At 66.7% G+C, this 13,916-nt stretch carries 11 protein-coding genes; 4 read left to right on the top strand and 7 right to left on the bottom strand.

Annotated features, from left to right (window positions below; all coding sequences use genetic code 11):
- From AB1346_13225 to AB1346_13215, 3 genes are all read right to left on the bottom strand, one after another.
- A partial coding sequence (locus AB1346_13225; protein ID MEW6721402.1) for a magnesium chelatase occupies window positions 1-142 on the bottom strand: 142 nt, incomplete at its 3' end.
- Between the two features lie 131 nt (window positions 143-273).
- A complete protein-coding gene (locus AB1346_13220) occupies window positions 274-786 on the bottom strand; it encodes a zf-HC2 domain-containing protein (protein MEW6721401.1) in 513 nt (170 codons plus the stop codon).
- Window positions 787-790: 4 nt separating this feature from the next.
- Window positions 791-1,396, bottom strand: a complete 606-nt coding sequence (locus AB1346_13215) for a sigma-70 family RNA polymerase sigma factor (GenBank protein ID MEW6721400.1) — start codon at window positions 1,394-1,396, stop codon at window positions 791-793.
- 197 nt (window positions 1,397-1,593) lie between these two features.
- Here AB1346_13215 and AB1346_13210 point away from each other — a divergent pair, with 197 nt between their 5' ends.
- Window positions 1,594-1,755 carry a hypothetical protein gene (locus AB1346_13210; protein ID MEW6721399.1) on the top strand — a complete coding sequence of 54 codons (162 nt, stop codon included), beginning with the start codon at window positions 1,594-1,596 and terminating at the stop codon, window positions 1,753-1,755.
- A 23-nt stretch (window positions 1,756-1,778) separates the two neighbouring features.
- Here the strand turns inward: AB1346_13210 and AB1346_13205 are convergent, their stop codons facing one another.
- The 3 genes from AB1346_13205 to AB1346_13195 form a co-directional block, all read right to left on the bottom strand.
- The gene (locus tag AB1346_13205) at window positions 1,779-3,986 is read right to left on the bottom strand and encodes a UvrD-helicase domain-containing protein (GenBank protein ID MEW6721398.1); all 2,208 of its coding nucleotides are present in this window, start codon (window positions 3,984-3,986) and stop codon (window positions 1,779-1,781) included.
- 82 nt (window positions 3,987-4,068) lie between these two features.
- On the bottom strand, window positions 4,069-4,734 hold the full coding sequence (locus AB1346_13200; GenBank protein MEW6721397.1) for a response regulator: 666 nt from the start codon (window positions 4,732-4,734) through the stop codon (window positions 4,069-4,071).
- 7 nt (window positions 4,735-4,741) lie between these two features.
- Window positions 4,742-6,196 carry an ATP-binding protein gene (locus AB1346_13195; GenBank protein ID MEW6721396.1) on the bottom strand — a complete coding sequence of 485 codons (1,455 nt, stop codon included), beginning with the start codon at window positions 6,194-6,196 and terminating at the stop codon, window positions 4,742-4,744.
- 163 nt (window positions 6,197-6,359) lie between these two features.
- On the opposite strand from AB1346_13195, the gene AB1346_13190 reads away from it, so the two are divergent.
- The 3 genes from AB1346_13190 (at window position 6,360) to AB1346_13180 (ending at window position 9,796) form a co-directional block, all read left to right on the top strand.
- Window positions 6,360-7,106 (top strand): Spy/CpxP family protein refolding chaperone, encoded by a 747-nt coding sequence (locus tag AB1346_13190; GenBank protein ID MEW6721395.1) that lies wholly within the window; start codon window positions 6,360-6,362, stop codon window positions 7,104-7,106.
- 130 nt (window positions 7,107-7,236) lie between these two features.
- Window positions 7,237-8,598: a threonine synthase gene (thrC, locus tag AB1346_13185; protein MEW6721394.1), complete on the top strand. Its 1,362-nt coding sequence runs from the start codon at window positions 7,237-7,239 to the stop codon at window positions 8,596-8,598.
- Complete coding sequence (locus AB1346_13180) at window positions 8,588-9,796, top strand: aminotransferase class I/II-fold pyridoxal phosphate-dependent enzyme (GenBank protein ID MEW6721393.1); 1,209 nt, start codon at window positions 8,588-8,590, stop codon at window positions 9,794-9,796. The genes thrC and AB1346_13180 overlap by 11 nt, the downstream gene beginning before the upstream one ends.
- A 21-nt stretch (window positions 9,797-9,817) precedes the next feature.
- Here AB1346_13180 and AB1346_13175 read toward each other — a convergent pair whose 3' ends face one another.
- On the bottom strand, window positions 9,818-13,897 hold the full coding sequence (locus tag AB1346_13175; protein MEW6721392.1) for a PAS domain S-box protein: 4,080 nt from the start codon (window positions 13,895-13,897) through the stop codon (window positions 9,818-9,820).
- Window positions 13,898-13,916: the final 19 nt, after the last annotated feature.

Raw genomic sequence — 13,916 nt, 5'->3', positions numbered from 1 at the left:
AGCGCACCGCCGTCGTCTTCCCCGTCCCCTTCTCGCCCCGCAGCAGGATCCCGCCGATCGACGGGTCCACCGCGATCGCAAGGAGCCCCTTCTTCAACAGATCCTGCCCCACCAGAGCGCTGAACGGGTACGGTCGGGTCATCGTGCGCGCACCTCCGCTCATCGTTAGATGATAACCGGACGGAGGCCGCTTTCAGGCGGCGTGCGTAGCGAAGGAAAAGGGTGTACGCCCTCGCGGGAATAAAACGGCGGGTGCGGAAAACGGGGTAACGCTCACGCCAGGAAAAACTCCTCGCCCGGAGGGAGCGCTTCGAGCAGGCGGACGGCATGCTCGAGGATCTCTGCCGGGAGAAGGGAGCAGACATCGTTCGAACGCATCAGGACGGCCATGTACTCCTTGCAGCACGGGCAGACGGCGACGTGCGTGTCCACGAGCAGCGTGCACATCGGGGAAAGCTTCCCTTCCCGGGCGGCCTTGAAGAACGCGAGGACCTTTTCCTTCCGCTCCCGCTCGGCCTGGCGGCGGTATTCCTCCATCTCTTCCGGGTATCTCTTCGCGGCGGAGACGAGGAAGGCCGTGAGCCGCTCCTGGACGTCGCACGGGATCTTGTACTCGATGGTCCCGCGCAGCTCCGCGGCCTTCCTGCAGGTCATCCGGTAGGTTTTCGTGAAGGCCTTGCACGGCTCGCACTGGTTGATGTGCTCCGCCACCTCCCGCCGCATCCCGGGCTCCATGCTCCCGTCGAGATAATCGTCGAGAAGATATGCGAGCTCCTTGCATTTCATGGTTTCAGTCCGCCTTCCCTTCCCGAAGATATCGCTCCAGTTGCCCGCGCAGGAACAGGCGAGCGCGGTGCAGCCGGGACTTAACCGCAGGAACGGTCATCCCGAGGATCTTGGCGGTCTCCTCGTTGGAGAGCCCCTCGACGTCGCTCAGGACGAAAACGACCCTGTATTTCTCCGAAAGCTCCTCCGTGAACTTCCGGATCATGTTTCCGAGCTCCTCGTTGAGCGCCTTCCGCTCGACTTCCTTGCTCCAGTCGTCCATCGGGGAGGCGTGCACCCCTTCCTCGGTGAACACGGGCATGAAGTCCTCGATGGCGACGGTGTCGTTGCGCCGCTTGCCGCGGAGACGCATCAGGCAGGTGTTGACGCAGATCCGGTACATCCAGGAGTAGAAGGCGGAATTCCCCTTGAACGTGTTGACCTTCCGGATGACGGTCATGAATACGTCCTGGGTGGCTTCCTCCGCGTCGCTCTCGTTCTTCAGGATCGACATGGCGAGGTTGAAGATCTTTCCCTGATACATGCGAAGGAGCTCCTCCACCGCGCCCGGCGCGCCCCGGCGCAGCCGATCCAGCAGCTCCTCGTCTTCCTTCCAGCGTTCCTCGGGCATCCATCGTACCCCTTAGGATTCCTCAAACCCGGCGGAGTTTCCGCCTTTTTTCCCGGAACGTCTTAAGGAGTACCACGTTTCTTCCGGGAGGCGCAACCCCGCCGTCTGATAGCGCTTGGCCCCGGCTGCGCAATTCCATAAAATGAAATAATCGGAAGCGCGGCCGGGCGCGGAATCCCGGCGGGGAGAGAGGTCACGTGAAGAAAAACGAGTTGACGCTGATCGCCATGCTGGCGCTGGGGGCGGCGACGTTTCTTTATGCCGTTCTGCGGCGCAGGCAGGCTGCGGTCGAATTCCCGTATTCCCGCCCGCGCGGCGGGGAAAGGGACGGCGAGTTCGAGCTGTTCATCGGCTCCTGACGATTTTTCGTCACGCGGGACAGTCAGTCGAGAAACTCCATCGCAACGGCGCGGACCAGGATCTTCTTCAGACCGTACACGGGGAACCGGGCGATGATTTTTCGGTCGGCCCCGTCCCCCTCGACCGCCTCGATCTTCCCTTCGCCGAAGACCGGGTGCCGCACCCTGCGGGGCCGCGCCGCCATCGCGGGCGGCTCCTCCCGGACGTAACGCGGCTCCGGGGATCGCGCAGGCTCGCGGGGCGCCGTCATCGGGGCCCCCTCCCACTTCACCAGCGACGAGGGCAGATCGTACAGGAACCGGGACGGGATCGCGTCCCGGAAGGAGCCGAAGAGGTTCCTGCGGCGCGCCAGCGACAGGAACGCCTTCTCCCGGGCGCGCGTCAGCCCCACGTAGAAGAGGCGGCGCTCCTCCTCGAGCTCCTCCCGCGATTCGAGCGAACGGGAGTGCGGCAGCAGCCCGTCTTCCAGCCCCACGAGGAACACCACGTCGAACTCCAGCCCCTTCGCGTTGTGCAGCGTCATCAGGCGGACCGCCTCCGATTCCTCGCTCCCCGTCTCCTCGGCCGCCAGCGTCATCTTCTCCAGGAACTCCCGGACCGCATCGTCCCCCGTCCCCGGAAATCCTTCCGCCACGCGGAACAGCTCCCGGACGTTCTCGAGGTCCTCCTCCTTCCCCGGCCCCTCCCGGTCCGGCCCGGGCTCCCGCGCCGCCGCCTCAAGCGCGTCGAGGTATCCCGCTCCCTTCAGGAGCGCGTGCAGCGCCTCGGCGGGCGACATCTGCGGGAGCTCGGAGAGCCACAGCTCCCGGAAGGCGAACAACGGGGCGAGCCCCTGGATCCGCGGCAGCGTGGCGGAGAGCGGGACGCCCTCCCTCCGCGCCGCCTCCCGCGCCTTGTTCAGCGTGACCTCGCCGACGCCGCGCCGCGGGAACTTGAGCAGCCGCTTGAGGGAGACCGCGTCCCCGGGATTGAGGAACCACTTCAGGTACGACACCGCGTCGCGGACCGCCGCACGCTCGTAGAATGAGAGCGCCCCCCGCAGGACGTACGGGATGCGCAGCATCCGCAGCGCGTCCTCCACCGCGCGCGACTGGGCGTTCACCCGATAGAAGACCGCGATCTCCGTGGGCGGCACTCCCGCGCCGATCTCGCGGAAGATCGCCATCGCGACCTCCCTCCCTTCCGCGTCCTGGTCGAGGCAGACGGACATCGCGGGCGGCTCCCCGCCTTCCCGCGACGGGACAATCGCCTTGTCCCTCCGCATGCGGTTCTTCGCGATGAGCGCCCCCGCCACGGAGAGGATCGACGCGCGCGAGCGGTAGTTCGTGGAGAGGTGGATCACCTTCGCTCCGGGGTAGCGGTTCTCGAAGGAAAGCATCGGCCCCGCGGAGGCGCCCCGCCACCCGTAGATCGACTGGTCCTCGTCCCCGACCGCGCAGAACGAGTCGGCCCCCAGGGCGATCAGCTCCGTGAGCTCCGCCTGCGCGGCGTCGACGTCCTGGAACTCGTCCACGAGGAAATGCCGGAACTCGGCGCGGACCGAATCGAGGATGTCCGGGGCCCCCCGCAGCAGCGTGACGGGCATGCGGATCAGGTCGGCGAAATCCGCGGCGCCCGCCTCCTTCAGCGCCGCGTCGTACGCCTTCCCCACCTGCTCCGCCATGGAGACGAACCGCCACCCCGCCGAAAGCGCCGCCGCCTCGACGGACACGCCGTCCCGCTTCGACCGCTCGATGAGCCACGCGAACTTCGACGGCGTGAACTTCTTCTCGTCGATGTTCAGCTCCTTCAGGATCGCCTTGAGCGCGTCGAGCTGATCGCGGACGTCGTAGATCACGAAGCGCGGGGAGAGCCCGATGCGGTCGCCGTGGCGCCGCAGCAGCATTGCGCCGAAGGCGTGGAACGTCCCGAGCCAGGGGAGCTCCGGCCCCCGCGAGGCGGCCCACGGGAAGGAGCCGCCGACCATATCGCCCACGGAGGGGGCGCCGCCCGCGGAGAGCGCCTTCACGACGCGTTCCCGCATCTCCCCCGCCGCCCGGTTGGTGAACGTGATCCCGAGGATGCTCCGGGCGGGGACGCCGTCGTGGATCAGGCGCAGGATGCGCGCGACGATGGCGCGGGTCTTGCCGGATCCCGCTCCCGCCACCAGCAGGAGCGGTCCGCCGTCGTGCAGGACGGCCCTGCGCTGGTCGGGATCGAGCGTGGTGAAAACGGGATCGGACAACATCATGGGCAAGACGGCGCCTCCTTCGGGGGAAAGGACCCAAGAATACAGTATAAGCGTTCCGCGGGAAAGGCCGGGCCTGACGCCCTCAAGGCGCCTCGAACTTGTAGCCCGCGCCGTATACGGAATGGATCCACTCCTCGTCGGGCGCGGCCGTCTCGATCTTGCGGCGCAGCTTCTTCACGTGGCTGTCGATGGTCCGGTCGCTGACGACCCGCCGGTCGGGATAGATCCGGTCCATCAGCCGGGCCCTGGAAAAGATCTGCCCGGGATGGTCCGCCAGGAAATTCAGGAGCTGGAACTCCACGACCGTCAGCTCGAGGTCCCGGCCGTGCAGGAACGCCTTGACGCGCTCCTTGTCGAGGGAGAGCCCGGCGGCCGCCGGCCTGGCCGTGCCGCGGCGCAGCACCGCCCGGACCCGCGCGACGACCTCGCGGGGGCTGAACGGCTTGCAGATGTAGTCGTCTGCGCCCAGCTCCAGCCCGAGCAGGCGGTCGATCTCCTCGACACGTGCCGTCACCATGACGATCGGCACCGACGAGAAGGAGCGGATCTCCTTGCAGATCTCGATCCCGTCCTTCCCCGGCAGCATCAGGTCGAGCAGGATCAGGTCGGGCGCCTCTTCCCGGACCCGCGGGACGACCTGCAGCCCGTCCGCGACGCAGGACGGCTCGTACCCCGCCTGCCGCAGATAGTCCGTCAGCAGGGACGCCAGCCTCGGTTCGTCCTCTACGACGAAGATCTTTCCCGCCATGGTTCCTCTACCCGTTGAGCGGAAGCTCCGCCTTCACCCAGAGGCCCCCCATCGGGGAACGGAAGGCGGCGATGCTCCCGCCGTGCGCCTCGACGATGTTCCGGCAGATCGCGAGGCCGAGCCCCGCCCCGCCGGTCGCCCGGTTGCGGGAGCCTTCCACGCGATAGAGCCGGTCGAAAAGCTTCCCCAGCTCGGACTCGGGCACGCCGGGCCCGGAATCCTCGAAATGCACGACCGCCGCCCGGTCCCGCCGCTCCGCTCGAACCCTCAGCCGCCCGCCGCGCTCCGTGTATTTCAGGGAATTCTCGAGGAGGTTCGAGAATAGCTGTTGAATGCGGTCCGGGTCGGCGAACACGGGAAACGGCCGGTCGGCCGGCACGTCGACCTCCAGGGCGATTTTCCGCCCCGCGAACTCGTTCCGGTAGGGATCGATCGCCTGCAGCAGCAGCCGCGCGAGGTCCGCGTCGGTCCTACGATACGCAAGGGCGCCCAGGTCGGAGAGCGACAGCTCGTAAAGGTCGTCGACCAGCCGGCCGAGCTTCATCACCTCGCCGTGGAGGGCGGAAACGGTCTCCGGCGTGGCTTCGCGCACCCCGTCCTGGAGCGCCTCGATCTCCCCCCGCAGGACGGAGAGCGGCGTCCGCAGCTCGTGGGAGATGTCGGCGACCCATTGCCTGCGCGCCGCCTCGTTCTTCTCGAGCGTCACCGCCAGCGTGTTGAAATCGCGCGCGAGCTGCCCCAACTCGTCGGAGGAGTCGCCGGAAACGCGCGTGTCGAAACGGCCCGATGCCAGGAGGTGGGTTGCCGAGGCAAGGCCGCGGATCCGGCGGACCATCTGCCGCGCCAGCGGCAGGGAGAGAAGCGCCGCCGCGAGGACCACGGCGAGCGCGATGAGCGCGAAGGTCTGCCGCTGCTCCCGCACGAAGCGCATCTGCCGGGCGTCGGAGACGATCCTCGGGGGAACGAGTCCCAGGTAGCCGATCGTTTCCCCCTTGTGCAGGATCGGCTTCAGTGAAAGGCCGCTCACCCGCTCCGGCGGGCCGAAGAGCGGACGCTTCCCTTCGTCGAGCAGGACAATCCGGCGATGGAAGGGGCCGCCCGGCTCCATGCCTCTCCCCATCCCCATCCCCATCCTTCCCCGCGGAGGAGAAGACATCCCTTCAGGCGGATCCTCCTCCTGCCCCGGGATTTGCCTCCCGCGATGCCGTTCCGTGAGGGGGGGGCGCATCATGCGGTACATCCCCTGCGGGTCGTCCGTCAGGAACCGCCAGGACCCTTCCTCGGCGTACGCCTCCTCGATCCGGGCGGCGACGGTTTCGAGCCGCTCCAGGTCGAGGGCGTGGACGTATCTCAGGAACCCGCGGTCGAAGCTCCACCGCATCACCAGGAACATGCAGAGGACCACGGCGGCGGCCGCCGCCAGCATGGCGAGAAACATCCTGGTCTGGATCCGCAGCTTCATTCTTTCCAAATACCACAGGTAGCGCGGCGAAAACCATCGCCGTCCCGGCCTGCCGCCGATTTCCCCATTTCCTCCATATTTCGTCCATATTCCGCTGCTATTTCTGTTTTCAACGATGAGGAACGACCCGGATCCGAAGCCGGGATCCAAAAAGGAGGAAGCGATGGAAACGATCGGAAGGAAGGCAAGGAAGGCATTGGGGGTTCTCGCGCTGCTGTCGCTGGTCCCGGTTTCGGGATGGGCTTTCGGGGGCCCCGGGAGATTCCAGGGGCCGCCGCAGGAGGCGTTCGACGCGTGCAAGGGGAAGAAGGCCGGCGACGAGGTCCGCTTCACCACGCCCCGCGGAGACAACATGTCCGCGATCTGCAGGGAGTTCGACGGCAAGCTGGCCGCCGCCCCCGAGCGCGGGCGCGGCGGGTGGTACGGCAGAGGGCCCGGGCGGGGCGACGGGGACTCCTGTTGGGAAGGCAGAGGCCGCGGCAGGGGGATGGGAATGGGGATGGGTATGGGGATGGGCCCCGGGCGGCATTTCGACCGCATCGCCGACGACCTCGACCTGACCGCGGAGCAGCAGAAGCAGGCCCGCGCCATCCTGGACGCGGAGCGGGATAAGAGCGAGGCGCTTCGCAAGCAGATGCGGGACAGCCGGGAGAAGATGCGGGAGATCGCCTGGAAATCGCCGCTCGACGAGGCGGCGATCCGCAAGCTGACGGACGAACAGGCGAAAGCGAAGGCCGAGATGATCGTGTCCAAGGCGCAGGCCCGGGACAAGGTCTACGCGCTTCTGACTCCCGAGCAGAAGGAAAAGGCCGGGAAGCGCGGGCTGCTCGGCGGCGGCTTCGGGCCGGGGCGCGGCCGGGGATTCGGTCCCGGGTGCGGCCCCGGGTGCGAAGACTGCCCCCGCAGGTAGCACCGACCCGCCCGGCGCGTTTTTTTACGCGGGCAGCGCACCGTCGGCGGTTGCCGGGGCCTTGGCCCCCCGGCAACCGCCTTTTCTTTTCTGTGGTATATTGCACACTTGCCAAGGGAGGGGTGCCCGCATGGAATACAACGCCTGGTTCCAGTGCATCAACGAGCAGTGCCGATCGACCTACCCGCTGAACAGGATCATCTACCGGTGCGAGTCGTGCCGGTCGCTGCTCGAAGTGCGGCACGACATGAAGGCGCTCGCGCAGCTCGACGCGAAGTCCTGGATGAAGCGGTTCGAGGACCGGTACAAATCGAACCAGTGGCCCTTCGGCTCGGGCGTCTGGGGGAAGAAGGAGTGGATCCTCCCCAACATATCGGACGACAACATCGTCTCCCTCTATGAAGGGAGTACCAACCTCTTCTGGGCGGAGCGGTTCGGAAAGATCATCGGCCTCGAGAACGTCTGGGTGAAGCTTTGCGGCAACTCCCACAGCGGCTCGTTCAAGGACCTCGGCATGACCGTGCTCGTCTCGCAGGTCAAGCAGATGATCAGCGAGGGCGCGCCGATCCAGGCGGTCGTCTGCGCGTCGACCGGCGACACCTCGGCGGCGCTGGCGGTCTACTGCGCCGCGGCCGGCATCCCGTCGATCGTGCTGCTGCCCCGGGGTAAGATCTCCATCGCCCAGCTTGTCCAGCCCATCGCCAACGGGGCGCTGGTCCTGTCGCTCGACACCGACTTCGACGGCTGCATGAAGGTGGTGGAGGAGATCACCAAGGACGAGACGCTCTACCTGGCCAACTCCATGAACTCCCTCCGGATCGAAGGGCAGAAGACCGTCGGCGTCGAGATCGTCCAGCAGTTCGACTGGCAGGCGCCGGACGTCATCGTCATACCGGGCGGCAACCTGGGCAACGTCTCGGCGCTCGGGAGCGGGCTGCTCATGATGAAGGAGCTCGGGCTGATCGACAAGCTGCCGCGCATCGTCGTGGCGCAGGCGCAGAACGCCAACCCGCTCTACCGTTCCTACCTGAAGAACTTCGAGTCGTTCGAGCCGGTGCAGGCGCAGAAGACGCTGGCGAGCGCCATCCAGATCGGCAACCCGGTGAGCGTGGAGAAGGCGATCCGGACGCTGAAGCGGTTCCAGGGCGTGGTCATGGACGCCACGGAGCAGGAGCTGGCGGACGCCGCCGCGCTCGGCGACCGGACGGGGATGTTCAACTGCCCGCACACCGGCGTCGCCCTGGCGGCCCTGATCAAGCTGCTCAAGGCGGGGCGGATCGACAAGTCCGAGCAGGTGGTGGTCATCTCCACGGCGCACGGCCTCAAGTTCTCCGACTTCAAGGTCGGATACCACGAAGAGACGCTGGGCTTCGCCAGCCAGCACGCGAACAAGCCGATCGAGGTGTCCGCCAGCGTCGACGCCGTCAAGGACGCGCTGAACCGCGCCCTTGAGACTTCCCTGAGATCCAGGAGACAACCGAATGTCCGATAAATCCAAACGCGCCAAAAGCTGGAAGCCGTCCACCCTCGGCATCCACGGGCACGGCCGCGTCCCGAAGGCCCACTTCGCCGTATCCACGCCGATCGTCCAGACCTCGAACTACTACTTCGAGAACACCTCGGACGTGTACGAGTTCATGAAGGCCAAGAAGGAGGGGCGGACGATCCGGGAGCACGAATACGGCCGCTACGGCAACCCGACCCAGCAGGAATGCGAGCGCAAGCTCGCCGCGATCGAGGGAGCGGAGCGGGCGATCCTCTTCTCCACCGGCATGAGCGCCGTCGTCCTGACGCTGATGACCTACATGAAGCCGGACGGCCACATCATCTTCACGGGCGACTGCTACCGCCAGACGCGGGACTTCGCGACGAACACCCTCTCCCGGTTCGGCATCGGGGTCTCCATGGTGGATCCGACCGCGAAGGACATCGAGGCGGCGGTCCGCCCCAACACGAACATCATCTTCACCGAGGCGCCGACGAACCCCTACCTGCGCGTGCTCGACCTCCCCGCCGTCGTGAAGGTCGCGAAGAAGCACAAGGCGATGACCATCATCGACTCCACGCTCGCCTCGCCCTACAACCTCCGGCCGCTGGAGATGGGGATCGACGTCGTCGTCCACTCCGCCACGAAGTATTTCGGCGGCCACAACGACCTGCTGGCCGGCGTCACCCTGGGCGGCCGCGACCTGCTGAACGAGCTGTACCGGATGCAGCGGATGGTCGGCGCCGTCCCCGGTCCCTTCACCTGCTTCCTGCTCGAGCGGGGCTTGAAGACCTTCGGGATGCGGATGGAGCAGCACAACCGCGCGGGGCTGGCGGTCGCCCGCATGCTGGAGGCCCATCCGAAGATCGAGAAGGTCTGGTACCCGGGGCTCCCGTCACACCCGGATCACGGCATCGCGAAGCGGCAGATGAAGGGTTTCGGAAGCGTGATCACGTTCCTGGTGCGGGGCGGCGACAGGGAAACGAGGAGGTTCATCGACTCCCTCGAGCTGTTCCTGATCACCCCGAGCCTGGGGGGCAGCGAGAGCCTGGTGACGCAGATGTCGATGATGTCGTTCTTCGACTACCCGGAGGAGTACCGGAAGAACATCGGCATCGTGGACAACCTCGTCCGGGTCGCGCTCGGCCTCGAGGACGAGGAAGACCTGATCGCCGACCTGGAGCAGGCGCTCGGAAAGATCTGATCCGGGGTCGCTTCCCCGGCGTCATTTCCTGTCCAGCACCTCGCGGACCTTGGCCGCCAGCGCCCCCGGGCCCAGCGGCTTCGCGAGGAAGGGGACTCCCGCGATCAGCACGAAGGACTCGTGCACCACGTTGGCGGTGTACCCGCTCATGAAGAGCACCTTCAGCCCCGGCCGCATCCGGTGCATCTTCTCGTACGCCTCCTTCCCGCCCATGCGGGGCATCACCACGTCGAGGATCGCCAGGGCGACCCGGTCCCCGCTCTCCCGGAACAGCTCCACCGCCTCCGCGCCGTCCCGGGCGACCAGCACGGTGTAGCCGAGGTCCGTCAGCGTCCGATCGACGAGCATCCGGACGGATTCGTCGTCCTCCGCCACGAGGACGGTTTCGGTCCCTCCCCGGGGCGCAGGAAGCGCGGAGGAAGCGGAACGCTCGTCCGGCGGCGCCTCCACCGGGGGGAGGTAGACCTTGAAGGTCGTCCCCTTCCCCGGCTCACTGTACAGGTGGATGAACCCGTTGTGCTGCTTCACGATCCCGTACACCATCGCCATCCCGAGTCCGGTCCCCTTGTCCGGCCCCTTGGTGGTGAAGAACGGCTCGAATACCCGCTCCTGCGTCTTCCGGTCCATGCCGGTCCCCGTGTCGGAAACCGTCAGGACGACGTAGGAGCCGACCTGCATGTACGGGTGGTACCGGACGTAATCGGCGTCCAGGTTCGCCAGCCCGGTCTCGATGAGGAGCTGCCCCCCGCCCGGCATCGCGTCCCGCGCGTTCAGGACCAGGTTCATGACCACCTGCTCGATCTGCCCGATGTCGGCGCGGACCGAAGGCAGGTCTTTCGCGAGGTACGTCCGCAGGTCGATCTGCTCCCCGATCGCCTTCGAAAACAGTTTCATCAGATCCATGATCACCCGGTTCAGGCCGATGTTCGACAGCTCGATGACCTGGCGGCGGGCGAACGTCAGGAGCTGCCGCGTCAGCAGCGACGCGCGCTCCGCGCTGCGGAAGATCTCGTTGAGGTCCGAAAGCGCGGCCTCGTTGCCCTCGAGCTGCCCCTTGAGCATCTCGGCGAACCCGAAGATCCCCGTCAGCGCGTTGTTGAAGTCGTGCGCGATCCCGCCGGCGAGCGTCCCCACCGCTTCCATGCGCTGGGCGGTCTGGAGCTGCCGCTGGAGCTCGGTCTTCTCCGTCACGTCGTGGGCCATGGACAGGACCGCCGTGACGTTCCCTTCGGCGTCGCGAAGCGCCGTGTTGAACCATTCGCAGGAGATCGCCTTTCCGTCCTTGCGGACGTTGGCGTTCAGGGAGTACTCCGGCTCCCCTTTCTCCAGCAGCTTCGCCCAGACGCCGTCAAGGTACGGCCGCACCTCCGGCTGGACGACGAGATCGTAGGCGTGCTTCCCCAGCGCCTCCGAGGCCTTCCACCCGAAGATCCGCTCGGCCGCGGGGTTCCACTCCCGGACGCGGAATTCCATGTCCCAGGCGATGTAGGCCAGCGGCATCCGGCTCACGTGGAACTTGAGCCGCTGGTTGGCGTCGCGCAGACTCTCCAGCCGGCGGGCGCTCATCATGGCGATCGAGCACTGCTGGGCGAACATCTGGAGCCGCCCGATCTCCTCCTGGCTGAAAGCGTTCTCCGTTCCGGAGTAGACGTTGAGCACGCCGATCATGTCCCCGTCGCCGGATTTCAGCGGGAACGACGCCATCGAGCGGAAACCATACTGCGCCGCGCGGTCGCGCCAGGGACCGAATGCCTGGCTTTCGGAGATCCACTCGACCACGAACGGCCTGCCGGTCCGGATGGCGATCCCGGTGGGGCCGGACCTTTCGTGCCCGTCGCCCCAATGAAGATCGAGCCCCTCGACGTATTCCGCCCCTTCGCCCGCGACCGCGACCGGCCGCACCATGCGGTCGGCGTCCGGCCGGCCGACCCAGCACATGCGGTAGCCCATCTCCACGATCGCCCCGCAGGCGGTCGAAAGCGCCTCCCGGATGTTCGCCCCCTCGAGGATCTCCGTGTCGATCCGCCGGAGCGCCGTCTCTATCTGGAGCCCCCGCCGCACCCGCTCCTCCGCCGTTTTCCGGTCCGTGATGTCGTTTACGATCGCAAGGAACACCGGGCCTTCGGCCGCCGGGAGGAGCTGGAGATGGATCTCCGCCGGGTACTCGGAGCCGTCCTTCCGGCGGTGCACGGTCTCGAAAACGACCAGGCCGCGCTCCCCGGATGCGAGCGGGCGAATCATCTCCCGGAACGATTCCTCCGTGTATCGCGGCTTGATGTCGACCGGGGTCATCCGCGCAAGCTCCTCCGTCCCGTAGCCGAGGTTCCGGGCGGCGCCCGCGTTGACGTACTTGAACCGCAGCGTTTCCGGGTCGAAGACGTAGACCTCGTTGAGGCTCCGTGAGATCACGTCCTGCAGCCACGCCCGCTCCCGTTCCGACTCATATCGCTCCCGGTAGCTCCGCGCCCGCTGGTGCCTCCAGATCAGCCCCACTCCGGCTCCCGCGGAGAGAAACATGAAAACGACCAGGAACATCGTCAGCCAGAGACGCTCCCGGACCGGGGCGTAGACCTCCGAGAGGTCCATCCGGGCCACCAGGAACCACTGGGTGCCGGAGATCTTCCGCAATTCGGCCATCACCGGGACGCCGCGGTAGTCCACCCCTTCCATGATCCCTTCCCGGCCGAGAACCGCCTGGACGGCGGGAACGTTCGCTTCCGGGTCGAGCGGGATGCTCACGGACAGCGGCGGATCGTCCCGGTATTTCAGCTCGTTCAGGAAGACGGCGTAATCCCGGTCCCTGCGGACCAGCAGCGTCTCGGCCGTCCGGTGATGCGTGGGCCAGTGCTTCAGGAACGGGTACAGCCACACCTTCGGATCGATGCGGAGGACCAGCACGCCCAAGGGGTTTTTCCGTTCGTCGAGGACGGGAACCAGGGAGGCCATGTAGACTTCGTCGTCGTATTCGTTCCGGTAGAGATCCACGAATACCGGCTGGCCGGTTCGAAGGGCTTCGGCCGCGCCCTCCAGGATGGCGGACCCGACCGGCTCCGCGGCCTCCCGGGACGACATCCGCACGGCGCCGCGGCGGTCCAGCAGGAAGATCCGGTCATAATCGGGGTAGACCCAGTACTTCTCGATCCACGCCCGGAGTTGCCTCTGCGCATCGAAATCCTCGGTGGAGGCGAGGGCACTCTTCACCAGCCTCGTAAAAGACGGGTTCCCGAACAGGATGGAGGCGTCCCCGGAACGCTCCTCCCGGAACTGCTGCAGCCCGGACACCTTCAGGCTCGCGATGGAGGATAGCTGGCTCTCGAGCTGGGTCCTGTGGTTCTTCTCGAACCTCTGGAAAAGAAAATGACCCGCGGCCACGATGCCCGCGGCCAGCAGGACGAACACCAGGACCAGGGCGTACTCCTCGCGCGTCACCGGCTCCGCGCGGCGGAACGCGACCTTGCCGTCCCCGAAACCGATGCCGAGCAGCGAGATCCCAAGCGCAAGGAAGGCGACGCCGGTCGTTGCGGCGGGAGGGATCATCCCCCCGGCGTAGAACAGCGGCCTGCCGATGATATAGGCCACGAGCAGCAGGGCCGACAGGACGATCAGCAGGGATGCGGACCACCGGGCCAGGCGCAGCCGGATGCCGTCCTCCGCCGGCGATCGGGAAGACAGGAGGAAAGAAAGGCAGGCGAGCAGGAAATAAGCCGCCGTGACCGGGGACATGTGACCCAACGGCAGGCCCTGGATCGTCCCGTCGATCGTCATCCCGAGGTGTTCGAGCGCCGGGTGGATCCCCGAAAACGACAATACGCCGATGGAAAACGACGCCGCGGAGCAGGCGGCGACCGCCAGCGTCCCCGCCCTGCGCATTCCCGGATGCGACGGATACCTGTCCCGAAGATACGACGCGCCCCCGAGCAGGGCGAACAGCACCGCCGTGCTGGGAGCCATCGGAATATTGGCCGGGCCGAAGCCGGTCAGGAACGGGGATCGGACAATCCATCCGAGAATGGCGACGAGACCCATCCCCGCGGCGATCAGCGATCCGGCGAAGAACGGGTAACGGAAACGGCCGTTTTCCTGATTTGATGCTTCAGTCATGCAACTTTTCCGACTCCGA

This window comes from Thermodesulfobacteriota bacterium (assembly GCA_040758155.1).
Lineage (GTDB): Bacteria > Desulfobacterota > Deferrimicrobia > Deferrimicrobiales > Deferrimicrobiaceae > UBA2219.
The sequence above is the reverse complement of the archived record's forward strand: the minus strand, read 5'-3'. Positions and strand labels throughout refer to the sequence as shown.

Coding starts and splice junctions, on each gene's coding strand:
- AB1346_13220 (MEW6721401.1), bottom strand. CDS start 786: ATGAAATGCAAGGAGCTCGCATATCTTCTCGACGATTATCTCGACGGG.
- AB1346_13215 (MEW6721400.1), bottom strand. CDS start 1,396: ATGCCCGAGGAACGCTGGAAGGAAGACGAGGAGCTGCTGGATCGGCTG.
- AB1346_13205 (MEW6721398.1), bottom strand. CDS start 3,986: ATGATGTTGTCCGATCCCGTTTTCACCACGCTCGATCCCGACCAGCGC.
- AB1346_13200 (MEW6721397.1), bottom strand. CDS start 4,734: ATGGCGGGAAAGATCTTCGTCGTAGAGGACGAACCGAGGCTGGCGTCC.
- AB1346_13195 (MEW6721396.1), bottom strand. CDS start 6,196: ATGAAGCTGCGGATCCAGACCAGGATGTTTCTCGCCATGCTGGCGGCG.
- AB1346_13190 (MEW6721395.1), top strand. CDS start 6,360: ATGGAAACGATCGGAAGGAAGGCAAGGAAGGCATTGGGGGTTCTCGCG.
- thrC (MEW6721394.1), top strand. CDS start 7,237: ATGGAATACAACGCCTGGTTCCAGTGCATCAACGAGCAGTGCCGATCG.
- AB1346_13180 (MEW6721393.1), top strand. CDS start 8,588: ATGTCCGATAAATCCAAACGCGCCAAAAGCTGGAAGCCGTCCACCCTC.
- AB1346_13175 (MEW6721392.1), bottom strand. CDS start 13,897: ATGACTGAAGCATCAAATCAGGAAAACGGCCGTTTCCGTTACCCGTTC.